19 protein-coding genes are annotated in these 26,079 nt (G+C 41.2%); 10 read left to right on the forward strand and 9 right to left on the reverse strand.

All coding sequences use genetic code 11. From position 1 onward, the window contains the following. The first annotated feature begins 220 nt into the window (after window positions 1-220). The 5 genes from AOG27_RS21320 to AOG27_RS18640 all read left to right on the forward strand — a co-directional run bounded on the left by AOG27_RS21320 (window position 221) and on the right by AOG27_RS18640 (window position 4,006). Window positions 221-361 carry a DUF3149 domain-containing protein gene (locus AOG27_RS21320; protein WP_074989877.1) on the forward strand — a complete coding sequence of 47 codons (141 nt, stop codon included), beginning with the start codon at window positions 221-223 and terminating at the stop codon, window positions 359-361. A 142-nt stretch (window positions 362-503) separates the two neighbouring features. Beyond that, complete coding sequence (locus AOG27_RS18625) at window positions 504-1,484, forward strand: hydrolase (RefSeq protein ID WP_054554494.1); 981 nt, start codon at window positions 504-506, stop codon at window positions 1,482-1,484. Then, entirely contained in the window at window positions 1,481-1,738 is a 258-nt protein-coding gene (locus tag AOG27_RS18630; protein ID WP_054554495.1) for a YheU family protein, read from the forward strand. Before AOG27_RS18625 ends, AOG27_RS18630 begins: the two co-directional genes overlap by 4 nt. A 60-nt stretch (window positions 1,739-1,798) precedes the next feature. Continuing rightward, window positions 1,799-2,992, forward strand: coding sequence for a dipeptidase (locus AOG27_RS18635; protein WP_054554496.1), 1,194 nt, complete (start codon window positions 1,799-1,801; stop codon window positions 2,990-2,992). Window positions 2,993-3,121: 129 nt separating this feature from the next. Continuing rightward, a complete protein-coding gene (locus AOG27_RS18640) occupies window positions 3,122-4,006 on the forward strand; it encodes a hypothetical protein (protein WP_054554497.1) in 885 nt (294 codons plus the stop codon). Window positions 4,007-4,037: 31 nt separating this feature from the next. Here the strand turns inward: AOG27_RS18640 and AOG27_RS18645 are convergent, their stop codons facing one another. Then, window positions 4,038-4,250 (reverse strand): hypothetical protein, encoded by a 213-nt coding sequence (locus tag AOG27_RS18645; protein ID WP_054554498.1) that lies wholly within the window; start codon window positions 4,248-4,250, stop codon window positions 4,038-4,040. A 43-nt stretch (window positions 4,251-4,293) separates the two neighbouring features. Continuing rightward, a complete protein-coding gene (locus AOG27_RS18650; protein WP_054554499.1) occupies window positions 4,294-5,358 on the reverse strand; it encodes a potassium channel family protein in 1,065 nt (354 codons plus the stop codon). Between the two features lie 145 nt (window positions 5,359-5,503). On the opposite strand from AOG27_RS18650, the gene AOG27_RS18655 reads away from it, so the two are divergent. After that, window positions 5,504-6,457: a chemotaxis protein CheV gene (locus AOG27_RS18655; protein ID WP_054554500.1), complete on the forward strand. Its 954-nt coding sequence runs from the start codon at window positions 5,504-5,506 to the stop codon at window positions 6,455-6,457. A 115-nt stretch (window positions 6,458-6,572) separates the two neighbouring features. Next, window positions 6,573-7,886, forward strand: coding sequence for a short-chain fatty acid transporter (locus AOG27_RS18660; RefSeq protein ID WP_054554501.1), 1,314 nt, complete (start codon window positions 6,573-6,575; stop codon window positions 7,884-7,886). A gap of 50 nt (window positions 7,887-7,936) precedes the next feature. Here AOG27_RS18660 and AOG27_RS18665 read toward each other — a convergent pair whose 3' ends face one another. Continuing rightward, on the reverse strand, window positions 7,937-8,953 hold the full coding sequence (locus AOG27_RS18665) for a metalloprotease (protein ID WP_054554502.1): 1,017 nt from the start codon (window positions 8,951-8,953) through the stop codon (window positions 7,937-7,939). Between the two features lie 173 nt (window positions 8,954-9,126). On the opposite strand from AOG27_RS18665, the gene AOG27_RS18670 reads away from it, so the two are divergent. Next, window positions 9,127-10,347, forward strand: a complete 1,221-nt coding sequence (locus AOG27_RS18670; RefSeq protein ID WP_054554503.1) for an EAL domain-containing protein — start codon at window positions 9,127-9,129, stop codon at window positions 10,345-10,347. Here AOG27_RS18670 and AOG27_RS18675 read toward each other — a convergent pair. Further along, on the reverse strand, window positions 10,344-11,408 hold the full coding sequence (locus AOG27_RS18675) for a hemolysin family protein (RefSeq protein WP_054554517.1): 1,065 nt from the start codon (window positions 11,406-11,408) through the stop codon (window positions 10,344-10,346). The genes AOG27_RS18670 and AOG27_RS18675 overlap by 4 nt on opposite strands. A 144-nt stretch (window positions 11,409-11,552) precedes the next feature. On the opposite strand from AOG27_RS18675, the gene AOG27_RS18680 reads away from it, so the two are divergent. Both AOG27_RS18680 and AOG27_RS18685 read left to right on the forward strand, forming a co-directional pair. Next, on the forward strand, window positions 11,553-14,048 hold the full coding sequence (locus tag AOG27_RS18680) for an alpha/beta hydrolase family protein (RefSeq protein WP_054554504.1): 2,496 nt from the start codon (window positions 11,553-11,555) through the stop codon (window positions 14,046-14,048). 165 nt (window positions 14,049-14,213) lie between these two features. Next, window positions 14,214-14,918 carry a response regulator transcription factor gene (locus tag AOG27_RS18685; RefSeq protein ID WP_054554505.1) on the forward strand — a complete coding sequence of 235 codons (705 nt, stop codon included), beginning with the start codon at window positions 14,214-14,216 and terminating at the stop codon, window positions 14,916-14,918. Between the two features lie 7 nt (window positions 14,919-14,925). Here AOG27_RS18685 and AOG27_RS18690 read toward each other — a convergent pair whose 3' ends face one another. The 5 genes from AOG27_RS18690 to AOG27_RS18715 all read right to left on the reverse strand — a co-directional run. Beyond that, a complete protein-coding gene (locus tag AOG27_RS18690; protein ID WP_054554506.1) occupies window positions 14,926-16,437 on the reverse strand; it encodes a YifB family Mg chelatase-like AAA ATPase in 1,512 nt (503 codons plus the stop codon). A gap of 39 nt (window positions 16,438-16,476) precedes the next feature. Next, entirely contained in the window at window positions 16,477-17,091 is a 615-nt protein-coding gene (locus tag AOG27_RS18695) for a trimeric intracellular cation channel family protein (RefSeq protein ID WP_054554507.1), read from the reverse strand. 427 nt (window positions 17,092-17,518) lie between these two features. Continuing rightward, a complete protein-coding gene (locus AOG27_RS18705) occupies window positions 17,519-20,989 on the reverse strand; it encodes a PKD domain-containing protein (RefSeq protein ID WP_054554509.1) in 3,471 nt (1,156 codons plus the stop codon). 317 nt (window positions 20,990-21,306) lie between these two features. After that, on the reverse strand, window positions 21,307-25,296 hold the full coding sequence (locus AOG27_RS18710) for a two-component regulator propeller domain-containing protein (protein WP_054554510.1): 3,990 nt from the start codon (window positions 25,294-25,296) through the stop codon (window positions 21,307-21,309). 414 nt (window positions 25,297-25,710) lie between these two features. Next, window positions 25,711-26,079, reverse strand: a 369-nt coding sequence (locus AOG27_RS18715) for an elongation factor Tu (protein WP_082389326.1), incomplete at its 5' end; no start/stop codon positions are given.

The following is a 26,079-nucleotide window of genomic DNA, read 5'->3' on the forward strand; positions in this document are numbered from 1 at the left end:
AATCTAGTCGGTAGCAATCTTATTTGAACTGCCCTCAGTAAAGGCCCCTTTCTATCTGCTTAAAACTTATAGCTAAAAGCTCCGAACTCCCCTAATAAACTTGATCCAAATCAACAATTAAATCACCTCCTATAGCATCAGGAAAATTGCTTGATCTGGATCATATCTGCCGTCCTCAAGCCAGCCTATGATTAACCCATAGACATTAGGAGGCACAACCATGAACGTATTCTTTAGAGATTTTTTTAGCGACCCAGTTTTGTTTATGTCATTCGGCATTTTGGCAGTTGTTATCGTTTTATGCCTTTTCTATGTTGGTTACTTCATTAAAAAAGTACATGACGCAGAAGTTCCTAAGTAAGAATTAAGCACGACGCACAAAGCCCCTATCCAATTTATTGTTTAGGGGCTTTTTATTTGTGTATAGCTAAAATCTTGTAGCGGTTCTCAAAAAGCAAAAAATTGCTACAATAGGTGCTTATTTTGTTTCGAAAGTGTCAGCTATGTTACCTGAATTTAAGCCTGCGTGGTGGATGCGCAATCGCCATTTACAAACCATAATGCCGCGCTTTTTTCGCCCTTTTCATAATACCCGGTATGACTTATCGACTATCGATACCCCTGATGGTGACTTTTTAGAACTGGCTTGGGCAACACCTCATAATGAGCAAGCCCCCCTCGCTATTGTATTGCATGGCTTAGAAGGCAATATAAATAGCTTTTATGCTAAAGGCATGATGAAAAAACTTAAGCAACAAGGCTTTGCTGTCGTTTTAATGCATTTTCGAAACTGCTCGCGCGAAGTTAACCGTTTAGCACGTGCTTATCACAGCGGCGAAACAGAAGACCTACGCTTTTTCATCAATCACCTTAAGAGCAAATTCCCAAAACGCCCGTTATTTGCCGTGGGCTTTTCACTAGGTGGTAATGTACTAGCAAAATATTTAGGTGAGCATGGTACTAAATCGAACTTAACTGGCGCAGCCGTTGTTTCGGCACCATTTGACTTGTCATCATCGTGCGAAGTTATTCGTAAAAGCTTAGGTAAGATTTATCAAAAATATTTGCTCGATCGAATGAAAAAATCGATGCAAAGAAAGCTACCACAAATCGAACAGCAAATTAGCCTAACGCCAGAAAAACTTATGGCGATTGATGACTTATGGCAATTCGATAATATGCTCACGGCACCATTGCACGGCTTTGCCGGTGCTGAAGATTACTATCAGCAAGCGAGTGCAAAACCATTTTTAAAAAGCATTGCAACACCTACGCTGATTGTGCACGCCAAAGATGACCCAATGTTATCAATAAAAGCCGTGCCAGATAGCTTAGATGTGAGTGAACATGTTACGCTGCGCATCTCAGAACAAGGTGGCCATGTCGGTTTTATTAGCGGTAAAAACCCTTTTAAGCCCGAATATTGGCTTGAACGAATTGTTCCTGAGTATTTTCAACAATTAGTTAAAAAAGAGCAGTTATGATCATTCCCCACGAACGCCTCGATAAAGAGACTCTGTATAATTTAATCGAAAGTTATGTTTTACGTGAAGGCACTGATTACGGCGAACAAGAATTTAGCATTGAAAGCAAAGTAGCGCAGGTTCATCAACAGCTTAAAAATGGTGAAGCCATGGTGTTTTTTTCTGAGTTACATGAGTCAGTGACAATTATATCTAAAGCTGAATTCATTGCTCTACAAGCAGATCCAGAGTACCAAGCGTCGTTTAACGACTAAACTTGTAAGTTATACTGTAACCCTTCACAATGGCTTTTTAACTTAAAGAGCCATTAAAAAATGAAAAAACTAAGCTCACTGGTTGCCGCTGTTTCTTTGGCCTTAATTGGTCAAGCAAATGCAGATCAGGTTACTGCATCAGATAAAGCCATTAAACTGGCAAAAGACACTATTTTAATCGATACCCATATCGATGTGCCTTACCGTATTCATAACAAGTGGGCTGACGTAGCCAAAGCTACAAGCGACGGTGATTTTGATTATCCGCGTGCTGTGCAAGGTGGTTTGAACGCTCCTTTCATGTCAATTTACATTCCTGCAAACCTAGAATTTGAAGGCAAAGGTAAAAGCTACCAATTAGCAAATCAGTTAATCGACTCTATGGAAGCGATTGTACAACGCGCGCCAGATAAGTTCGCCATTGCAGACTCGACTGCCGATATTATAGAGCAGTTTAAACAAGGCAAAATGTCGATTGCTATGGGTATGGAAAACGGCTCACCTATCGAAGGCGACATTAAAAACCTTAAGCATTTTTATGAGCGTGGCGTACGTTACATTACGCTCGCTCACTCGCAGAGTAACCACATTTCTGATTCATCTTATGATATTCGTCGTAAGTGGAAAGGCCTGAGCCCATTCGGTAAAGAGCTGGTAAAAGAAATGAACAACATTGGTATGCTGGTTGATGTATCACATATTTCTGATGATGCGTTTTACCAAGTGATGGAAATTTCGAAAGTACCCGTGATTGCTTCACACTCATCACTGCGTAAATACACCCCAGGCTTTGAGCGTAATATGAATGACGACATGCTGTTAGCACTCAAAAAGAACGGTGGTGTTATTCAAATTAACTTCGGTTCAAGCTTTGTTACGGCAAAGGCTGGCTCTTGGTACGATCAACTTAAATCAGCAAAGGCTGAAAAGAAAAAAGACGGTACTAAGCTAAGCAAAGATTTTGATGCTGCTTATCGCGCTAAAAACCCGTTTCCATTTGCAAGCTTAGAACAAGTACTTGATCACATTGACCATGTAGTTGAGCTAATTGGCATCGATTATGTGGGTATTGGCTCTGATTACGATGGTGTAGGCGACTCTCTACCTACTGGTTTAAAAGATGTATCTAGCTATCCTAACCTAGTGCAAGGTCTAATGGACCGCGGTTATAGCAATAAAGACATCAAAAAGATTTTAAGTGGCAATATGCTCCGTGTATGGCAACAAGCTGAAGCATACGCAAAAGCCCATTAATCGACATAAACTCTATTTAAAAGCGCAGCTAACTAGCTGCGCTTTTTGTTTTTATCATCATAAGTAATTGATAATACAAATGGCTTGTTTTAATCTGCTGATATTACAAAGCAACTTGGATGATGTGATATGTCGACTTGGCAAGGGAGTACTGCGCTGACATTTGCAAGCATTGCACTGGGCTTATCAATTTATAGCTATACAAAAGTAAACTCGACTGACAAGCCTGTAGTTATACAGCAGGCAAAACCTAACTTAAAAGAGTTAACCATTCCAGAGCAAGACAGAGAAAACCTAGTTGCCTTACATGGCTATATTTTAGATCTAGAAACACGCATTCACGAGCTTGAAAATCAAACCCACACTCTTGACCAAGAGCGACTGACCTCATTGGTAAAACAAGCAATGGCACAGCAAGAAAGTGAGCGACGAGCTGAGATAGAAAAAAGGAACCCAGCATTGGGTTGGCTAGGAAATTTACCTGATGACTACCGCGAACGCATCAAAGCAGACCCACAATATGCCGACAGCTCAATAAATGAAGCACTTGCTACCTTACTCAATTTAAGTAAGTCCGAAAATGAGCGCTTAGCAGCCTACGGGCAACTAAAAATGACCTTAAGCATGCTCAGACGCGACTTAGATGAAAGCCAAGAAAATGCTGTTATCGATGCCATGATAAGCATTAGCGAATACACTAATGATCCTAAGATTCGTGTCAGTACTTTAGAGAATTTATCTCGCCAAAATAACGTCTCGCCTAAGCTCGCTGAGCATTTTCAAAAGCTGTTACAAACAGACGATAATGATTATGTTCGCAATATTTCTGCCACAGCCCTCATCGGCCAATTTTTTCGCGCCACAAGAGACGGCAACAATAGTTATGCCAGTGATTTAGCAGAACGAATTACCACTATTGAGAATAGCAGTAATGCAAAAGCTGCCGAAATCATGGCTGAAAACCTAAAAGGTCCACGCTTAAGAGAAGAACTAGATAAAGCGTTGGGGAAATAAAAAAACCGTAAGTTGCCACTAGTAAAAGGCTCTAGCTCTTGGGTTTTACTTTACGGTGCTTTTTGACTCGCCCGTGTTTAGGGATAATTGTTAAGTACATTACTAAAGCTAACCACGAAAAGAAGATGATACCGATTAACCAAGCATTCTTTTCGTGGCCTTGCGTGCGTTTACTATTGAGCACAATGACCACAGGTAAAATGTAGGCACTGAGTACAATAATTAAAAACACAACTTCATTCATATATACCAATTCACTTAATTAAAAGTATTATTGCGGATTGGTACTATACCAACGCTGACCAATCAACTTCGTCGCTCAAAACTCGTTCAGTAGCGATATAATGCAAAATATCTCCCTCACTCACCACGTAATCAAGCGGCGGGTTTAAGTCCATATTTTTTGCACTCAAATTATGTGCGACACCCAGTAATATAGCATCGTGACTATATTTAAAGTGATGAAACAGTTTGCCAAATTCCATTGCTTGCACGCCTTTTGGAATTGGTAAACTAAATTGAGTATCACCGTGCAATGTCGATAGTAACTCTTCTTGCACGCGACTTGAACCCGGGTCTTGCATTGAACGCACTAATATCTCGGCTGATTTAGCACTGCTACATTCTACATTGTGGCAATGCTCATGTAGCATTTCGATTTTAGTTTCATCAGAAAAATGTGCACTAATGTGGCACTGTTCATTTACCAACTTGCTAATACGTAATGCCGTTGTAAACGTTTGGTCATCATCTTGGCCATCAATAATAATTTTATCGGCTCGGCCAATCGCAATTCGGTTCAACTCATCTAGGTCAGTAAAGCTAGTTAAGCGTGCAAAATCAACCATCGGGTTTGCTAAAAATGGATGCTCCATTTGCTCCGTAACGGCCAATAAAATACGACGATCTAAACGTTTATGATCGGCCAAGATATAATCGACCATCTTCTTAGTACGTGTATCATGCCAACCAAAGATAATAATGTGATTGTTTATATGTGCGAAGCTTTTATCACCCGTCATAGCGCGCCTAATTAAATAAGTTACTGTTTGCCCTGTTTTTCCTAACAGAACGCCAAATAATGCTAAACCAAAAGGTATTTGCAGTAATGCGACAATCCAACGGCCAAGCTCAGTGCTCGCACTAAAGTCGCCATAGCCAACTGTTGACGTAGTTACTACATAATAATAAAAATAAGTGCCAAGAGGTGTAAGAGCTTGCTCTCCTGCAAGCATAAGCAGCCACCAAATTAGTAGCATATGCAAAAGCGTGGTAAGCACCACAGCCTGCCAACTTACTTGATCAATATGGCTGCGAATAAGAACTACTATTCGATTAAAAAAATAGTGCATGATCCTTGCAATTTATCGTGGGGGAAATTATCGATACGGTACTGTAATGCAGGATATTTAGCAACAGGCGCTAAATTGAACATACATGTCGATGAAAAATAATAGTAGACTATACTATCTCTGTATTAGGTGTTTAGGGTGAAATATGTCAGGTGTTCTTGCTTCTGTTGATAAGCGTACGCAACTGGTCGGTGAAAACCGCTTAGAGCTTTTGCTATTTTACCTTCACAGCCGTCACTTATTTGCTCTAAATGTGTTTAAAGTTAAAGAAGTAGTAAAGCTGCCACCAATTAGCAAGATCCCTCATGCGCACCCAAAAGTATCGGGGGTAGTCAATATACGCGGTGAATCAATTCCGGTTATTGACTTACGCAAGGCGATTAATATGCCTGAAGCTAAAAACATCGAAGATACAAACCTAGTTATCACTGAATACAACCGCACTGTGCAAGGTTTTTTAATAGGTAAAGTGGATCAGATCATTAATATGACATGGTCAGATATCATGCCACCGCCAACCGCAATTGGTAAAAATCACTACCTAACAGCCTTAACTAAAGTAAAACGCGATGGCCAAGAACATCTAGTTGAAATTATCGATGTAGAAAAAGTGCTCGCCGAAATCGTTGAGTATGAAGTACAAATATCTAATGACATTCTTGATAAAAGTATCGTGAATGAATTTGCAGGCCGCAAAATTCTTCATGCCGATGATTCGCCAACTGCTCGTAAACAAGTAAGCGATACCTTGTCGCAACTTGGCATCGAAATCATACCTGCTCGTAACGGACTTGAAGCACTCGAAATGTTAAAAGGCTGGGCTGATCAAGGCAAAGATGTTGAGAAAGAATTACTCATGGTGATCACCGATGCAGAAATGCCGGCAATGGATGGCTACCGCTTAACACACGAAATTCGTAACGACAGCCGCATGAAAAACCTATATATCGTGCTTAACACATCTTTGAGTGGTAGCTTTAATCAAGCTTTAGTTGAGAAGGTTGGTTGTAATGCGTTTTTATCAAAGTTCCAGCCAATACTGCTAGTCGAAGAAGTTCAGGCTCGCTTAAAAGCGGTGCTTGAGCAAGATTCACAGTAATTAATTTTAGCATTTGTTTTTGAAGGCATAAGCTCAAGCAACGACGTCGCAATTTGCCAATCATCGTTATTCATGATTTATTGGCACTATCGATTCGACGACAACAATAAAAACCATGCTAAATCGCGTTGCTAAACCATTCACTAATCTAGTAGAGCGTTATCTACCCGACCCATTTGTATTTGTTATATTACTCACTTTGCTGAGCTTTATCGTTGCGAGCCTCTTTACGCCATCAACGCCCACGCAAGTGCTCGCGGCTTGGGGTGGTGGATTTTGGAACCTGCTACAATTCGCCATGCAAATGTTGCTGGTGCTGCTAACGGGCTACATGCTAGCGAGTACCCCGGTGATGCGCAGCATACTCAACAAGCTTGCGACTTTCGCCAACAGCTCTGCCAAAGCGATTATACTCGTTACGCTCGTGTCATTATTGGCTAGCTGGCTAAATTGGGGCTTCGGTTTAGTTATTGGCGCTTTGTTCGCCAAAGCAATTGCGAAACAAACCCGCGTTGATTACCGTTTGTTAGTAGCCAGTGCCTATTCAGGTTTTATTGTTTGGCATGGTGGCTTAGCCGGTTCAGTGCCGCTGACCATCGCAACCGATGGCCACTTTGCACAGCAAAGCATTGGGGTGATAGGTACCGAAAACACAATTTTTTCGGCATTTAATATCGCTATTGTTGTGGGCTTGTTTATTATCATGCCGTTGGTAAATCGCTATATGCTGCCAAGCGAAAAAGACAGTGTTTATGTTGACCCCGCAAAGCTTGATGATGAAACGCAGCAAATAGCAACACCCACCCGCCCTGCTGAAGTCATAGAACATAGTCGTTTGCTAGGTATGGGAGTAGGTGCCGTTGGTCTTGCCTATTTATTTTATTATTTTGTGTTAAACGGAGGCGGCTTAAACTTAAATAGCGTGATCGCAATTTTCTTATTTAGCGCAATTTTACTGCATCAAACACCGCATAATTTACTTAGCAGCTTACAGCAAGCAATCCCTAGTGGCGCTGGGATTGTGATTCAATTTCCATTTTATGCCGGGATCATGGCCATTATGGTAAAAACGGGACTTGCTCAACAAATATCTGAAGGGTTTATTGCCATTGCAACAGCCGAAACACTGCCATTTTGGAGCTTTTTAAGTGCAGGGTTTGTGAATATATTTGTGCCATCAGGCGGCGGCCAATGGGCGGTGCAAGCGCCGATTGTCATTCCTGCAGCACAAACACTTGGCGCGGATATGCCACGGGTTGCTATGGCTGTCGCATGGGGCGATGCTTGGACTAACCTTATTCAGCCGTTCTGGGCACTCCCCGTACTTGCTATTGCCGGCTTAAAAGCAAAAGACATCATGGGCTTTTGCCTTGTACAGCTTATCATCACCGGCGTGTTTATATCGTTAATGCTGAGTTTTTATCCTTAACACCAAATTAGGAAGTGATAAAGACACTTCCTAATATCTGGCAATACGAGTTAACTTGCTAAGATCTTCATTGGTAAGCTTAGGATTGGGCTTTCTGAGTCGGCAAAGTGCATCATCACAGCAACGTGACCTGCAACAACCAGTGCGTACATTACTGCTGAAAAACCTTGCCCGTAAGTATCAAGAGGAATGAGGTGTGAGTAGTGACGCCCGCGCCACTCAAAGATAATCTCAAGTGCCCCTACAAATAAGAAAAACACCAGTAGCATCAAGCCAAAGGTGTAACTCAGCCACAAGCCAAATAACACACCTAATAAACATACACTTAGGCCTATCCATGAACGCATCGAAAAACTAATGCTTTTAAGTACATGGCCACCATCCAAGGGCAGAATAGGTAACAAGTTAAATAGGTTTAACAGTGCACTGAGTACCGCCACACCGGCGAATATTTCCATTTCAGTGGCGTAGTAAAGCACCACTCCTAGCACTGAGGTAATTAAGCCAAAAGCGGGCCCCATGAGTGAGATCACCACGTCTTGCCATCGAGTGGTAATTTTATCATCAGAAACAGCCAAACCACCGACAAAAGGAATAAGGTAAATACCTTTCGTTTTAATGCCAAAATATTTCATTGCGCGCACATGACCGTATTCATGCACAACCAAGCAAGCGATTAACATTAAGGCAAATTCAATGGAAAATAGCCAAGCGTAGCCAGCCACCGAGGCACCCGCTAACGCAGCTTTCACGACTTTTGCACTTTTGAATAATTTAAAACCTAATGCCAGCAAACCAATAATGCCGCGTTTTGGTTCGGCTTCTTGCAACTCAGGTAAAGCAAGTTGACTTACCTGCTGCTGATTAACAAAAACCACTAAGCTTTTTTCGTGCACTTTACTGGTATCAAGGCCAATACGCTGCCCCTGAAAATCAAACTCATAAAGTTTTGGCTCTGGATTATCGAAGGCAATTGCTTGTTGTTGATGAAAAAGCTGAATTAACTGTGAGCCGTTTAAATGCAAAATAAAGATTTCATCTGCGAGACTCAACTGAAGTCTGACCATAGTTCTTATAAATACGAATAAAAAGTGCGGCTATTATACTTCGCACAGATAAAATTACGAGTTTCAACCCCTTAAGTGATTGTGCATTTATTATACAAAAAGAAATCAATAAACATGACTTAATGCAATTTTTCTACTACTTTTATAATAGTATTCTCATTCAAGGAATGAATATGGTTAAGTCAAATAGGCACATTCTCGTCGTAGATGATTCGAAAGCAATTTTAATTGTCATGCATGCTATTTTGAATGAGCTCGAAGTCCCTCATATCACCACCAGCTTAAGTGCTGAGGAAGCACTAGAAAAAATAAAAAAAGCCCCGAAATACTTTGATGCTGTTTTTACTGATCTCAATATGCCAGACATGGATGGCATGGAACTTATCCGCCATTTAGGCGCCATGAAATACCAAGGTGCAATTGCCATTATTTCTGAGATGGACCCTAAGGTTATAGACCTAGCTGCTGACTTAGCTCGCAAGCATAACGCTCACTTAATTGGTAATGTTTCTAAGCCAGTACAATTAAATCAAGTTTACTTACTACTTCAAAAGTTGGAACACTTTGCTATTCATGTTGAACGAACTCAGGCGCCTATTTCTGAATCATTACTACTGCATGCTATCAGCCACAATGAAGTGATCCCGTTTTATCAGCCTAAAATTAATCGTCATGACAACCGGGTTGAAAGTATTGAAGTATTAGCACGGATCAACACGCGTCAAGAACAAGAAATCATTTTGCCCGAACGCTTTATTTGTGTTGCTGAAGATTTGGACTTGATAAACCTTATTACTTTTCAATTATTTGAAAAAGCCACTAGCGATTTTATTGAAATAAAGGAAAACTTTGATCAAAACTTAAAGCTCGCTTTCAATTTATCACCCTCGCAACTAGAAGATTTAAGCTGCCCAGATAAACTTGCGTTAATCTTACATTTAAATAATTTAACTCCAAGTGAAATTATCCTCGAAATCACTGAGCAGTATGCACTTAGAAGTGCGGCACAGCTCGAAACACTCAACCGTTTACGAATGCGCGGTTTTGGTATTTCGCTCGATGACTTTGGTACTGGCTTTACTAATGTTCAACAACTCAAAACATTACCGTTTACCGAAATTAAGATCGATCGCACCCTGATTAGCAATATTGAAACCGATCAGTTTTCCCAAGTGATTGTTAGTAGCTTAGTGAATATAGCGATACAAGAAGATCTCGCTATTGTAGCCGAGGGCATTGAGCGAGTGGAAGAACTCGAATACCTCGACCGCTACAAAGAGTTTATTCTTATGCAGGGCTTTTTGCTGTGCCGCCCGAAAGCCAAAGAAGACTTTTTAAATTGGTCACTCTCATGGCGACAAATGGTAAAAACCGCAGCAGGACATCGCCGCTAAGGTTGACGCTTATCGTCACTGACGATGGTATTACTAGATGCTAAACGTTGTCGCCAACGCTGTTTGGCGACTTTTTGCATATTAGCTGATTGATCGTGCTCATCAACAATTTCGAGCCCCATTAATGCTTCGATTAAATCTTCAAGGGTGACAATACCTTGCACATCACCGTATTCATCCACGACTAAACAAATATGCGTGCGCTCAGACAGTAAGGTTTCAAGTAAGGTCGGCACATGTAAGGTTTCTGGTACGGTGTAAATAGGCTTAACGAGCTTGCTAATTTTATAGTCTTCACCTAGACGATGATAAGCCAGCATAATGTCATTTTTATGCACAAAACCAATAATATCATCACCATTTTTGTCATAAACCAATACCCGAGAAAACGAAGAAGAACCATGCTCCGCCAAGTATTGGTTTACAGTTAAATCTTTATGTACTTTAAAAAGCACCGTACGTGGTGTCATTAAGGTATCGAGTTTGGCATGACGAAAATGCAGCAGGCTGCGTATGATTTCAGATTCATCTTGCCCAAGGGCTCCTGATTCAGTACCAATATCAGCCATGGCTTCAATTTCTTGGCGAATATAATAGGCTTCATCGTAATTACGCCCTAAAAAGCGCGTTAAAATATCTGCAAACCACACAAAGGGTTTTAGAATAAACACCAACCAAATTAGGCTCACACTAACAATGGGTGTTAATCCTCGCCAATAATTAGCCCCTAATGTTTTCGGAATAATTTCAGAAAGCACCAGAACCAATAGCGTCATAATTGCAGAGGCAACGCCAACCGCAGCATCTGAAAACACCACTGCAGCTTGTGCGCCAACACCAGCTGCGCCTGCCGTGTGCGCTATGGTATTTAACGTAAGTATTGCTGCCAGCGGTTGGTCTATATTGTCTTTAAGCTTACCAACACGTTTTGCCAGTTGTGGTTGTTGCTTTCTGAGCATGGCAACATAACTTGGCGTAATACTTAACAGTACCGCTTCCATCACTGAGCACAAAAACGAAACCGTAATGGCAACAAACATATAAACAAGTAACAATGTCACTGTAAGCCCTCTTAAAAAGTTAACCTGCTCACCATAGCAATTGAAAACCACAAGCTCAAACCCGACTGCAATCTAACGCAGAGCACTTTTTGGCTAATTTGCAGCGTGCTATATTGGTTTAAATTACCTTCAACAGGCGAAACTATGACACTTTCAACTACTTGGCTAAGCCAATCAGCCAAGCTAAAAACAACATTTAGTGCATTAGCGTTATGTGCGTTAAGCAATACTGCGATGGCCGCTGCCATTGATAAATCAGCGGTGCAATTTATTGGCCCTCTTGGCGAAGATATGCAACTTAAGCCATATCAAACGGATCATCGCGATGCCATTATTGCTAACCTATTACCAAGCTTGCAAAACAGCAGCGATAGCATGCGTGTTTTTGGTAATGAACTTGACTGGCAATCATTCGACAAAGTGAGCGCGCTAACACTCGGTGGTTTACAGGCGCTGAAATTTACCGCCTCAACTGAACGTTTTAGCCAAGGCTCATTAACACTTAAAGGCATTGAAAACGCGCAGCTATTTATTGATGGTGAAAAGCAAACAGAAAAAAATAAAAGCTATGAGCTAGCTTTAAGCCAAGGCGATCATCAGTTTATTATCATCACTGAGCAAGTAGCCAACTGGAATGAGGTTGAGCTTGATTTTACGGCTAAGTCAGAACTAGATGCTGTGCAATTTAGTGCTAAACAACAACACGGTTTGTCGGCTAAGCAATTATTCGATGCGCCAACGGTTAGTTATATTTCAATGGCACCAAATGGCGATTACTTCATAACTAGCCAACGTCATTACGAAGATGCAACCGCTAATCAAGCGCAATATGTTACTGAGCTTAAAGACGCAAAAAACAATACACTTTATCGCTTTGAGTCAGCCCAGCCGAGTAACATAACTTGGAGCCCAGATAGCAAAAGCTTAGTGTATTTATTAAATGGCGAGCTTAAGCGTTTAAACCTAAAAACCATGCAACTTAGCGTCATTGCTAAAAACCTCGCGGGTGCAAGTGGCTTTCAGTTTTTCGATAACAACAGCTTAATTTTTAGTTGGTCGAAGTCTCCAACAGACAATGGCAAGCTCACTAAACATTACCAAGGCCTTCAAGACCGTTGGTCTTATGCTCGTACCACATCGCAAGTCTATTTACTCGATATCGCCACAGGTCTAAGCAAAATCTTAAGCCAAGGCCCACTTAGCCATTCACTTGAAGATTTTGACGCTAAAAGCGGCCACGTTTTAATGAGCCGCTCAGCACAAGCAATGCAGCTATCACCACAGCCTGCAACAGAGCTTGTTGAGCTAAACCTAGCTACATCGGCTCTTACGGTACTTGGTCAATACAATACATTTAATCAGGCCAAATATACTGACGACGGAATTTATGTCACTGCCGGACCAGATTTTAATAATGGCTTAGGTCGTAATCTTCCTGAAGGAATGCTTGCTAATAACTATGACGGTCAACTTTATTTACTCAGCCGTGACGGTAAAAAGGCAAGAGCGCTAAGTAAAGAGTTTAACCCGGCTATCGGCCAGTTAAACGTACTTAAAAACGGTGATGCGCTTATTAAAGTGACCGAGCAAGATACCGTACAACTTTATCAATTCGACTTAAGCAAAAAGCGTTTTAATAAAGTGAATACGGGTTTTGATGTTGTTGAGCAAGTTAGCTACTCACACGAACGCCCCCCGCGCATTTTGGTTACCGGCACCACAGCGTCAACACCTCAGCAGTTAAAACAACTAAGCTTAGGTAAAGGTCGCGCTAAAGTAGTGTGGGACTCTAAGCCAATTGGCTATAAAAATACGCAAGTAGCCTCACTGGAAGAGTTTAACTTTACTAATAAAGATGGCATTGAAATTAAGGGCCGCGTTTATTTACCCCATGATTTAGATAGCAATAAACAATACCCTGCACTGGTTTATTATTATGGTGGCACTTCACCAGTAACTCGTGGTTTTACAGGCCGTTACCCGTTTAACTTATGGGCTGAGCATGGCTATGTTGTTTACGTTATACAACCTACGGGCGCAACAGGCTTTGGCCAAGAGTTCTCGGCTAAACACGTCAACGCATGGGGTGAATACACCGCCAACGATATCATCGACGGCACAAAAGCCTTTTTAGATAAATATAACTTTGTAGATAGCAAACGTGTGGGTAATTTAGGTGCCTCTTACGGTGGCTTTATGACCATGCTACTCGCAACTAAAACGGATATGTTCAGTGCATCGATTGCCCATGCAGGGATTTCAAACATCACCTCGTATTGGGGCCAAGGTTGGTGGGGTTACTTATACTCAGCTGAAGCATCTAAAAATAGCTTCCCGTGGAACAATCCTACACTTTACAGCCAACACAGCCCGGTTTTTCATGCTGACAAAGTAACAACGCCGTTATTACTCCTTCATGGTGATTCGGATACCAACGTACCGGTAGGTGAAAGTCACAATATGTACACGGCATTAAAATTATTAGGTAAAGATGTTGACCTGATTGAGTACAAAGGTGCAGATCACCAAATTTTTGCTCGTGATAAACGCTTCGACTGGTGGAATACCATGTTGGCTTATTTCGATAAAAACTTAAAAGATCAGCCACAATGGTGGCAACACCTTTATCCTGAAAAGTAGTTTAATCACTTGGCTGAGCACTGTGCGAGTGCTCAGCTTTCATCCTTTGCAACTATCGCTAAGCCATTAAATTGTAAGAAATAGTTATAAACCTTATCATGACTCTTCTCAGCCTTTGCCATACAGTGCTAACATTACAACAAATCAAGTGTGAAATTAAAGCGAATGACTATTCAAGTTTTATTGGTTGAAGACGACGAACTACTCGTTAAACGCATTCTTAATCATTTTAAAGAAACTGAGTTTAATATTGAGGTAGATTCAACGGGGGCCGATGCATTAAGCATTGTACAATCGCGTGCTTCATCAAAAAAAGCAATCTCTTTAGCCGTTATCGACATTGTGTTACCAAAACGCGATGGGCTTTTGCTTGCCAAAGAGCTTAATGCACTAACAGACATTGGCGTTATTGTGCTGTCTAGTCGTGACTCGCAAGCTGACCGTATTGCAGGTCTTGCACAAGGTGCCGATGACTACATTTGCAAACCAGTTGACTTACTTGAACTTGAACTAAGAATGCGCGCCCTGTTTAAACGCATAAAAGGCTCTCAGCAAGATGATGAGAGCGAAGAGTTTATTGAATATGCCGACTTTAAACTGCACCCTGATAACCGCACATTAGTCACCCCTAATGGTGAAGAGTCTCGTCTTACTGAAGCAGAACACAAGGTACTTATTTGCCTTATTGCAAATGCGGGTAAAGCGACATCACGTGAAAAAATTTCCGAAGAAATTGGTCAGCCTGACTGGAGCCCAAGCGATCGTACCGTTGATGTACTTATTGGCCGCTTACGTAAAAAACTCAGCGATGAAAAAGACCAAAAGCGTATCGTAACCGTTCGCGGTAAAGGCTACATGCTATCAATTTAAAAGCTCACTAAAACTGCGTTAATTGGCTTATTAGCCGTTCAAAGGCGCGATAGTTCAACGCCTCTTTTAATTCATTTAAGGTAATCGCTGGCTGTGCTTTTAAGTCGCTAATGGTGCGTGCAACTTTAATAACACGATGATAAGAGCGTGGTGATAACGCCAGTTTTTCGCTGGCTTTTGCTAAAAACTGCAGCTCAGCAGCTGCCAACTCACAATGAATGCTCATTTCTTTATTATTCAAGCGCGCATTCACTTTGCCTTGTCGGTTGAGTTGAATTGCATAAGCTCTTTCGACTCTGGCTCTTACTTGTTCACTGCTTTCTTCTACTTGCGTGCTCTGCAATTGACTACTGGTGAGTCGCGGCAGCTCAATTTGTAAATCAATCCTATCGATAAATGGCCCAGATACCCGAGATAAGTACCGCAATACTTGATCTGGCGTTGCACGCTTATCGGTATGGCTTCCTGTGGGGCTAGGATTTAATGCGGCGATCAGCTGGAATTGCGATGGAAATTCCATTTGTCGTGCCGCTCGCGATATGGTCACCACACCTGTTTCCATTGGTTCACGCAATGAGTCGAGCACTTTTCTTTCAAATTCGGGTAACTCATCTAAAAACAGAACGCCATTATGAGCGAGAGAGATTTCACCCGGTTTAGGATTCGAAGAGCCACCAACAAGGGCAACAGCAGAGCAAGTATGATGTGGATTTCTGAAGGGGCGTTCACGCCAATTCGATAAATCAACCGATTGACCAATTATCGAATATAACGCGGCAGTGCTTATTGCTTCATCATCTGACATGGTTGGCATAATCGTAGGCATACGCTGAGCAAGCATTGACTTGCCAGTACCTGGAGGGCCAAGAAATAGTAAATTATGACCACCAGCCGCAGCAATTTCGAGCACTCGTTTAGCCCCAGGTTGACCTTTCACATCACTTAAATCGAGTAGCGAGTCACGCTGCGGCTGTTGCTCTGGATAACAAATATTAAGTGGCAGGGGTTGCTGGTTTAATAAGTCATTCCAAACATCTTGTAAAGAGTAAACGGCCTTTCGAGAAACGCCCGAAACAAGGCTTGCAAGATTATCGTTTTCGGCGGGTAAGAAACAACAGCGACCCTGCTCTTTCGCTCCTAACACCGAAGGTAAAATAGCATTCACCCATCTTACCTCACCATTTAAAGCCAGTTCTCCGTAGAACTCATAACGATGAATATCGGGGCAGTTTATTTGCCCAGAGGCGACCAAGATACCCACTGCAATAGCCAAGTCAAAACGGCCACCCTCTTTAGGTAAATCAGCAGGCGCAAGGTTGACGGTTATTCGTTGGTCAGGAAAGCCAAACTGTGAGTTTTCGAGTGCGCTACGCACTCTATCTTTTGATTCTTTGACTGACGCTTCAGGCAAGCCAACGATATGAAAAGCTGGCAAGCCATTTCCTAAGTGTACTTCTACAATCACTTCAGGAGCTTGCACACCTACTTGTGCACGAGAAAATATTCTAGCTAAAGACACGATCCATGATGTCCCTATCATTCATTCTTAATACTAATCTTAGTCGGGATATTTAAAAACGTGTAATGTAAGGTGCCATTTCATTGCAGCTAAACGCAGTGATAAGGTCATAAGCATAGCCAACACCATGGCCATTTCGGTCACTAAACCCAGTGAGATACTTAATGTGTAAACAATCCCACCTGCGATGCAAGTAGTAGCATAGAGCTCACCTTTTAACAGCATCGGCATATTTCCAGCCAGCACATCACGGATAACGCCACCAAAACACCCTGTGATCACACCCATAATAATCGCCGTGGTATCAGGCATACCGGCAAGCATGGCTTTTTGCGCCCCCATCACCGCAAAAAATGCTAAACCAAAAGCATCTGCCACTTGCAATGCATTAAGTGAAATCGAACGCTGTTTATTGATTAAACGAGTGGTAACAAATACAGAAAGTAATATAGCCCAGAAGTAGCTTTGATCATGTAACCAAAATACGGGCACATCTAAAATAACGTCGCGCACAGTTCCACCGCCAATAGCAGTGACTGTGGCTAACACAACAACCCCAAAGCCATCCATTTTTTTGTCGTACGCTAATAGCGTTCCAGAAACAGCAAACACGGCTACGCCGATTAAATCAAACCAATGGTAAAGTTCAGTCATGTTTGTAACTAAAAAGTAATGTTAGTGCCGTTGTAACATAAACTTTTCAATCTTTTAAGCGAAGATTAGATCTAAGTAGATTAGCTGGTGTGTATTTTGATTTACTACGACTATCAATCCTAAAAAAACAGCCCAGTACTTCATACTGTGCTGGGCTTTATATACCCAAACCATTTCAAGGTGCGAGTTTCAGTTGGAATTAAAAGTGATTTAGGCAAGGCATTGATTGCAAGTAATAGTGGTTCTATTGTTAAAATCAATAACGCAGTATAAATCGCTTTTAAACCAACCCTTTGGGCGCTTCGCAGGCACTTACTCTCATCGTTGTTACTTCTTAAAAGGGACTGCCATTCTTGCAAAGTAACGCCTTGATTTTAAGCACCTGTGAAACGCTGAATTCTGCATCTTGAGGTGGTTTGGGTATAAATTACTGCTTAATTAAGCTGCCTGACAAAAATGTATGTAATGCAGGGTCATCATCGTCGTTATAGCTTTCTGGTACTTCAAAACCTAAAGTTTCAACGCTAAATCCTCCATCAACGGTTGTGATAGGAGTCATTAACACGCCATAACCATAATTCTGACTCTCGGTAGCCTCACTAAACATCATTAAAGATCCTAAATGCAGCTCCCAAGACGCACTACGAACTTCACCATCTAATTCGAATGAAGCGCTGCCATCTTCAGCAATGACAATATTTGATGTTTCAACACCACCACTCTCGGCCATATAGGTGAAAATATGTGTACCAATTAAGTCGACTTCGGTAAAAGAATCTTGCTCAATAACTCGCGTAATTCTTTGCATTACACCGAAGTCATCGCCATCTTTAAATTGTAAAAAGTTGCCTTGTGCTTTGACAATAAAGTGCGGGTCAGCTTCTTCTATTGGGCTACCGTATGTTTTTTCATAGAAATCGACAAACACTTTTTGATTCTCAATATCATAATTATAGTAACCTCCAGATATACCCAGCTCATCATTTTCAGTGTCATGAGCAAGCTCTAAGAAAGTACCGTCTTCTTTAAATATGCCCATAAAGAAGTCACCATCAAGCGACCCATCGAAATAAGCACCTACTAGTGGATTTCCCAGACTATAAATACGTGTTAGTACAACATCACCTTCCCCTTCAATTTCAAGAGTAAGTGTATCTGCAGAGACAGACGCTATAATGCTGCCAGCATCGTCAATCCCAAAACTTCCATTGGTATCTTCGCTTAGTTCAACAGCAAACTCACCTGTACTCTCATTCCAAGTAAAATCGCCTAACTCAAATCCCGGATGAGCATCATCAACGCCTTCATCTGCCATTGCTTGAATCTGAATCCACTTCCCATCACGTAAAACCACTGCAACATCAGGTTCATCGGCAAGTTGCCAGGCGCCATCTAACGGGTGCTCTGTTGCAGGGCGATCAATATCAACCTGCGCTTCCGCCATCGCTTTATCAAAGAACCAAGCTTGCTTATCACCTTCAGTACAACTCGCTGACTGCGCATAAACACAAACCGTTAAGAAATACCTATCAAAGTCACTAACCTCTGCTTGCGATGTATTAAACATCAATTTGCCGGAGGCTAAGCTGTAGTCATATTCAGTTAAAACTCCAAGATATGAAAAGCTAATTCTACGTTTATATTCATCTAATTCATCGTGATAGATTGTCTCAACTTTAATAGTTTCAACACCACGTTCCCTTGGCGAATAAAGCTCAATAAAACCAACGTTTATCGGATAACCATTTTCATCATAGCTAGCGTTTTCTTCTAACCAGTAGGGAGCAAATTTAGATACGCCATATTCCTTAGAAACTGAGAAGTTACGAAGATGTGATGAGTAATCCTCTGGGCGTTCGGTTCCGTCATAATTAAAAAAGCGATACTTACGGTAAGTAAAGTTTTGCCCGTTATTGGTTGCTAGCAGACGTTGAGAAAACTCACTATATACTTGGCAAACATCATCTTCAGGGCAGATTGGCTGAATGCCATTACTTGTAAAATAGTTATAACGTAAGAATTCTCCATCACTACTTACTTGCCAAGAACGAAAGTTTTGATTCAAATTAAAATTCATTAAACCATCGTCATAAACGTCGTAATGAAGGTCTGTTTGTGGTGAGTTATAACCTTGGTACACAGTCCATTTACCAAGTAGATCTGCTTCAGTAAATGAAAGCTGGTTATCTTTCACCATTAAACCAGTAACTGTTCGCGAGCTATCATCTGTTTTAGCTTCGAGTGATGCAGCAAATTGATAACCAACTTGTACATTTTTAACTAACCAAATTGCGATGTCATAATTGATACTTTCTGCGCTATTACTTATAAGCAGTTGATTCTCATCGACTTGCCAAGTAACACTGACAGGCGTTTTATCGTTATCAGTGAGCGTCCCAGTTCCACCAGAAAGTAGCTCAATACTTACAGCACTACTATACCCACCAAACTCGCTCAAATTATCAATAACCCAAGTACCAATAAGCTCATCTGCTGTCACTGCAAGTGTTTGTCGTTGTTCAATAAGGGTGGCGTTATAATTAGATTCAGAGCTGTTATACACTTCACCGCTGTTACTGAAACGAGTTTCAGTTTTGCGAGAAAACTCTACAGTTCTATTAGCATCATTTTCCAAGAGAATAATTAGATCTAACTCAACTAAATACTCACATACCTCCTGCTGCTGATCATTTTCATCATTGCTAAATGAGCAGTTTATAAGTACAGGCTCAGCTAAATTAATTGTAATATCCTGCTCTTGCTGAGACCAATTAAAGCTTGTATCGACATCAATCAAACTAGCATAGCCAGTTCCATCAGCCTTAAACTCTAACTGCGCAGTTGATGCTCTATAGTATTGCGGCTGCATTAAAATATACTCACCCACAATACTAGTAACGGTCTGATCTACAAGTTCATCATCTTCTTTAATTTCTTCTTTTGTCGATTCAATTAGACCCGGTTCTTGGCTCTCTACGGTATTAACAAAGTTATCAATATCCTCAGAATTTGATACAAGGTCTAAGGTTGATTCGACGCCTTCAGGAAGTTCATAATTTTCGTTATCAACAATAATTTTAATTAATGATGCTAAAAGTAACTTCTCATCCGCATCAACAGCTAACAATGCATCATCGAGTGCTTCTTCGGAGTTGATATCAGCACCATCACGAGTCAATAATGCAAACTCTGCGGTAGTAACATTAGTTACATTAACGCCAAAATTATCCTCTTTACTAAGTTTTCCATCAGCTCCTGCTTGCGCCAGCAAAGTTGAAATTGATTTTAGCTGCGAGACAAACTCTACACCGGGATTAATTGAATTATTACCATATGCGACTAGCTTCACTAATTCATTTGCATCAGAATCATCCACTTCAATATCTACGCTAAAACGACCCTGGGCATCCGCGGTTACTTCAAACTGTTCATCACCAATTTGAAATACAACACTAGAATTAACAATTGGCTCATCAGTTACAATGCCTTCAAATGTTATTTTTAGTGCCTTGCGCTTCAGAGCTATATTAACTTCTGCACTTGCAGTTGCATCGTCATCATCTGTTACAGTCAAAGCAAGAACAATATCTGCATCTTCTTCAACTGCAGGTGCTGTAATTGTTAATGTGCTTGTATCGCTACCAGAAAGATCAAGGGTAGGACCAGATACTTGTGTCCAAGCATATTGACTAATGCTTCCGTCACTATCAGTCGCTGTCGCCTGTAAAACTAGCTCCTCTCCCTCTAGTAACTCTGTGTCACTGTTAATTGATACTGTTGGACTTTTATTCTCTTCAGCAACAGGAGGGGTATCATCTTCGTTATTGCTATTATTCCCACCACAAGCTGTTAAGCTAATAATACTGGCTGCGAAAAGTAATTGTTTTATAAAATTCATAGACCTGAAATTTGGAGGGCTCATCATGTTAATCCTTACATTGATTGCGGTATAGCTCACTAAAAAGAGGCAACTGCAGAGCAGTTGCCAATCTCAAAGGAAGCAAATCTTAATAAACATATGAACAAGGTCAGCGCTCGATCACTCTTTTAATCATAAATTAGACTTTATGTTTGCCCGTCAATTTGAGTACTTCGAAGCATGTTTTCCCGTTCATTTTTCATTAAGGTTTTATGGTAGATGAGTTATTCAAATTGTGTGTACTGAATGCCGACAAAAATGTACTCAAATACGACATGTAATTAAAAAACAGTAGGTTAAGGTTTTTGACATTGATATTCTTTTGCCGTCACACCATATTTTTCTTTGAAAAACTTAGAAAAATACGAACGTGAGGAAAAACCAACATCATCTATAACTAGACTTACTTGGCGACCCTGCTGTAACAACTCAGCAGCTCTTTGCAATCTATATTCGCGAAGATATTCACTTGGTGTGATATTTAACAATACTTTTAACTTTCTTTGGAATTGACGCTCACTCAATGCTAAGTGCTTCGCACATTCAAGCATAGAAAAGCCCTGCTGATGAAAATGCTCAGCAACATATTCAGCTAACTTTTCAAGCAGCTTTTTGTCTCTCGGATCGAGTGAAAAGGCCGTTTTTTGCTGAGCTTTATGTGGCGACTTTTCAGATTTCGATTGTTGTGCATATTGAGCTACCCAGCCTAGCCAGTTCTCAATTTTTAAAAATAGCTCTTCTCTATCGAATGGTTTAGTGATCACATCTAGCGCGTGTTGCTGCAAACTACTCACTCGAGTTTCATAATCGCCCTTTGCGGTCAAAATAATTACTGGGATATGGCATGTAACGGGCGAGTTATGTAATGAATCTAACACAGTAAAGCCATCAACTTTAGGCATCATTAAATCAGTGATGATTAAATCTGGCACTTGGCTCAAAGCTATTTGCAATCCAACTTGACCATCTTGCGCTAATAAAACTTGGTAGCGGTGTTGTAACTCAGATTTAAGGTAATGGCGTAACTCATCGTTGTCTTCAATAATTAATACACTGGCTTTATTCTGCACTTCATTTGATTTTAAACTGATACTTGCAGCAGAAGCATGAGCAGCAAATTGCGTTGCTTGAAATGAAAGTTTAAAACTAGCTCCTTCCCCTAAGCGACTTGCCAGCACAAGCGTGCCTTTGTACTTATCAACCAAACGCTTAACGATGGCTAGGCCAACGCCACTACCTTCTACATTTGCATGACTACTCACTCTGTAGAAAGTATCAAATACTTTGCCTTTTTCAGCGTCTGCGATACCTTTACCTGTGTCTGTTACTTCTATGTTGGCAAGCTCACCTGATACGCTTACGGTTAAGCCGACTTGACCTTGCTGAGTATATTTAAATGCATTGCTTAAAAGGTTGGTAAGAATCGTGATCACCCCTTCTCGGGTGCTTTCGATAAATACGGCTTCTTCAATATCGACCTTAAAGTCGATAGGCTTTTCACCTAACACAGCAAACTGCCCTGCGACCTCTCTGGCAATTGCCGATAGTGACACAACTTTTATAATCTCTTCATGGCGCTCATCATAACGAGTCAGCGTTAATAGCTTATCAACCAAATTTTCTAAACGCCGGCTATTTCGCAATACCAAATTCAGCTGCTCACGCTTTTCAGTAATTCGCTCATCAGCTATTAGCTTTTGCAACGGCGCAATCAACAAACTCAAAGGAGTACGTAATTCATGAGATGCATGCGTGAAGAAGCGCACTTTATTTTCTAGTGAATCACTCAGAGCTTCAGCTTGCTGTTCGATGAGCGTTTTTTGCTCTGCGATTTCGTCGGTACGCTCACTAACAATTTGCTCCAGATAATATTTTTGTTTGCGTATCCGGCGAGTCCAAAGCACTGTGAATAGCCACACCATCGCCAAAATCAGCATAGCCGCTAACAGATAAAACTCACTAGTTTGCCACCAAGGAGCAAGAACGGTTATGTTTAACAGTAATGGAGTGAGCACATTTGCCCCGCTTTCACTACTAGCATTAACTTTCAACTGATATTTACCAGCAGGAAGGTTAGTATAATCAACAGATAAAAAAGGCCCTGTAGCTTTACGCCATTGCTGTTCAAAGCCCGCTAACTGATAAGAGTACAGGTTAGTCTGTGGCTCAGAGTAGTGTAGGTAACTAATCTGAAAGTGAACCCGTTTGATGCCCGCAGGAATAGTCACTGAACGGCTTTTTTCTATTTGGTATAAACTGCCTAAACGATTGACTCCTTCGTTTACCACATCCTCATCATCGAACTGCAAACTAGTAAGCGCTAACTGGCCACCAATAGCATTGATTTCAAGATCAGCGGGGTTAATGACACTCACCCCCTGTGTGCCACCAAACATCAAGCGGCCATCACGGGCTTTTAAATAAGCACCGGCATTAAATTCATTACCTTGTAAGCCATGTCGAGCTTTATAATTTTTAATGCTCATGGTTGCTGGGTCTATTTTAGCGAGGCCATTGTTGGTACTAAGCCAAACCCAATCGTCGTTATCTTTTAACAACGCATAAACGACTTGATTAGGGAGGCCTTGATTGACATTAAATTGATGCACGTGCTGGTTGCTCAAATCAATAATATTTAAGCCGTTCGACGTTGCGAGCCACATTTGCTGGTCAATTTCTAAAAACGCACGCACTGTATTATCAGATAAAGCCAAGTCGCCTTTGCGATAATTAGTGAGAGTATCGGTTGCAGCGTTGTAATGATAAGCCCCATCACCATCTGTGCCTATCCACAGATCTGCTTGCGAGCTTTTATATAAACTCGTCACCCGTGCCGTTGGAATTATAAGTTTTGTATTCGCTACAGGCTGTGCAAAACTAATAAATTTGCTGCGCTGCCTATCAAAACAAAACAGCCCTCCACCATTCGTGCCAACCCAGACATTATTTTTCTCATCGACTAAAAGAGCATATATACTGTTTTCAGTTAAGCCATGCTCGCCTTCACCTGCTCGAAAGTGACTGATGCTACCATCGGTATGCAAAACATCAATCCCTTGCTGCCAACTGCCAATCCATATATCGCCATTACGATCTTCGGCAATGGCTTTAATTGCATTGCTACTGATTGAATACGGTGAACTTTCGGTGGTTATGCGCTCTAAACGATTTAATTGCTGATCAAGAATATCGATACCGCCACCCCAGCTGCCATACCAAATACGTTGCTTTGAGTCTTCAAATAGCGCCCACGCATCGTTACTTGAAAGTGGCGCTGGCTTTTTTAACTTACTAAATTGCAATGATGCTGGGTCGAGCTTACTGATCCCATTGGCAGTACCAAACCACATAATGTCGCTACTGTCTCGGTAGATACTATAAACCCGGTTATGAGCAAGACTATATTTATCAAATGGGTCATGTGCTAAAACGGTGAAACTTGCATTAATTGGATCGTAAACATTAATCCCGCCACCTCGCGTTGCTAGCCAAACTTGGCCTTGGCTATCAAACTCAATATCACGAATTTCATTACTGCTAAGCCCAACACCGCCATCACTAGAGGTAAGCCACTGCGTCATTGTTTTAGTGCTTAACTCAATCTTGTATAAGCCACCACCCTGACTTGCCAACCAAATACTGCCATCAGCTGCCTGTTTGATAGCAAAGATACTGGCATGAATATCTATTGGCTCAGCAAAGCCAGAAAAAATAGTATTAATTTGTTGTTTATTAATAAGATCATAATGAAGTAACCCAGCTCCATGGGTACCAATCCAAAGGATGTTGGCAATTTTTGATAGCGCATAAATAGGCTTTTTTAAGTCTGTTATTAGCCTTTCAAGTTGCTGTGTTCGCTTATCGTAACGAAACAGGCTGCCGTCGTAAGTACCAATATAAACATGCTGTTGCGCTACCAATAAACTGGTGATGCGACGCTCTTTTAAGAGTGGCTCAGAAAATTGATAATTATGTAATGAAAGTTGGTTTACACCACTATTTCGCGTACCTATAAACAGCTGTGATTCGCTATCAAGTGCCAATGGATAGATATAGTTATTTGCTAGGCTATTTGTCTCATCAGAGGCTGTGAATACGGTAAACTTATTGCCATCATAACGGTTTAAACCTGCCTGCGTCGAAAACCACATAAAACCTTGCTGATCTTGCACAATATCGAACACAACACTTTGCGATAATCCATCCTCAATATCGTAATTATGAAATGCAGACCAAGCTGAAGGTAAAAACAGAAGTACTAATATCGCTATTAAAAAACGGATCATCCCTAAATCTACACATTTATTATTAGTTATTAATCAAGCGTAGTTCAGTTCAGCTAACATTCATAATCATTTCCCAATTTAGGGATGAATAACCAAGATAGATATCAAGGGGTTGGATTTAGATGCGAGTTAGCGAGGGTAAAGGCTCTAGGTTATAGGTCAAGCATAACCTTGGGAGTGTTTTATGGTGGTTTGGGTTTACCAAAGAAAAGGTTTACATGTATTGTGTTGGGTTTCGCTGCGCTCAAACCAACCTACCTGAAGAATGAACAGGCAGAATGCTGAGTGAGACACCACACTAAACAACCCTCTCGATCTAATCTGACGTCTGACAGCTGATAGCTTTTTCACCCATAAAAAAACCCGAGACTAAGCTCGGGTTTTTCTTAATGCTTAATGCATCACTATAGTTGATTACTCAACGATAGTTGCAACAACACCAGCACCAACTGTACGGCCACCTTCACGGATAGCGAAGCGTAAACCTTCGTCCATCGCGATTGGGCAGATTAGTTCTACAGTCATCTTGATGTTATCACCAGGCATTACCATTTCAACGCCGTCTGGTAACTGTACGTCACCTGTTACGTCAGTTGTACGGAAGTAGAACTGTGGACGGTAACCTTTGAAGAATGGAGTGTGACGACCACCTTCATCTTTAGAAAGTACGTATACTTCTGAAGTGAACTTCGTGTGTGGAGTGATTGAACCAGGCTTAGCTAGTACTTGACCACGTTCAACGTCTTCACGCTTAGTACCACGTAGAAGTGCACCGATGTTCTC

Origin of the sequence: Pseudoalteromonas lipolytica (genome assembly GCF_001306915.1) — a bacterium.
Classification (GTDB): Bacteria; Pseudomonadota; Gammaproteobacteria; order Enterobacterales; family Alteromonadaceae; genus Pseudoalteromonas; species Pseudoalteromonas simplex.

Coding starts and splice junctions, on each gene's coding strand:
- AOG27_RS18660 (WP_054554501.1), top strand. CDS start 6,573: ATGCTAAATCGCGTTGCTAAACCATTCACTAATCTAGTAGAGCGTTAT.
- AOG27_RS18650 (WP_054554499.1), bottom strand. CDS start 5,358: ATGCACTATTTTTTTAATCGAATAGTAGTTCTTATTCGCAGCCATATT.
- AOG27_RS18645 (WP_054554498.1), bottom strand. CDS start 4,250: ATGAATGAAGTTGTGTTTTTAATTATTGTACTCAGTGCCTACATTTTA.
- AOG27_RS18695 (WP_054554507.1), bottom strand. CDS start 17,091: ATGACTGAACTTTACCATTGGTTTGATTTAATCGGCGTAGCCGTGTTT.
- AOG27_RS18680 (WP_054554504.1), top strand. CDS start 11,553: ATGACACTTTCAACTACTTGGCTAAGCCAATCAGCCAAGCTAAAAACA.
- AOG27_RS18625 (WP_054554494.1), top strand. CDS start 504: ATGTTACCTGAATTTAAGCCTGCGTGGTGGATGCGCAATCGCCATTTA.
- AOG27_RS18705 (WP_054554509.1), bottom strand. CDS start 20,989: ATGAATTTTATAAAACAATTACTTTTCGCAGCCAGTATTATTAGCTTA.
- AOG27_RS18655 (WP_054554500.1), top strand. CDS start 5,504: ATGTCAGGTGTTCTTGCTTCTGTTGATAAGCGTACGCAACTGGTCGGT.
- AOG27_RS18710 (WP_054554510.1), bottom strand. CDS start 25,296: ATGATCCGTTTTTTAATAGCGATATTAGTACTTCTGTTTTTACCTTCA.
- AOG27_RS18670 (WP_054554503.1), top strand. CDS start 9,127: ATGGTTAAGTCAAATAGGCACATTCTCGTCGTAGATGATTCGAAAGCA.
- AOG27_RS21320 (WP_074989877.1), top strand. CDS start 221: ATGAACGTATTCTTTAGAGATTTTTTTAGCGACCCAGTTTTGTTTATG.
- AOG27_RS18665 (WP_054554502.1), bottom strand. CDS start 8,953: ATGGTCAGACTTCAGTTGAGTCTCGCAGATGAAATCTTTATTTTGCAT.
- AOG27_RS18685 (WP_054554505.1), top strand. CDS start 14,214: ATGACTATTCAAGTTTTATTGGTTGAAGACGACGAACTACTCGTTAAA.
- AOG27_RS18630 (WP_054554495.1), top strand. CDS start 1,481: ATGATCATTCCCCACGAACGCCTCGATAAAGAGACTCTGTATAATTTA.
- AOG27_RS18635 (WP_054554496.1), top strand. CDS start 1,799: ATGAAAAAACTAAGCTCACTGGTTGCCGCTGTTTCTTTGGCCTTAATT.
- AOG27_RS18640 (WP_054554497.1), top strand. CDS start 3,122: ATGTCGACTTGGCAAGGGAGTACTGCGCTGACATTTGCAAGCATTGCA.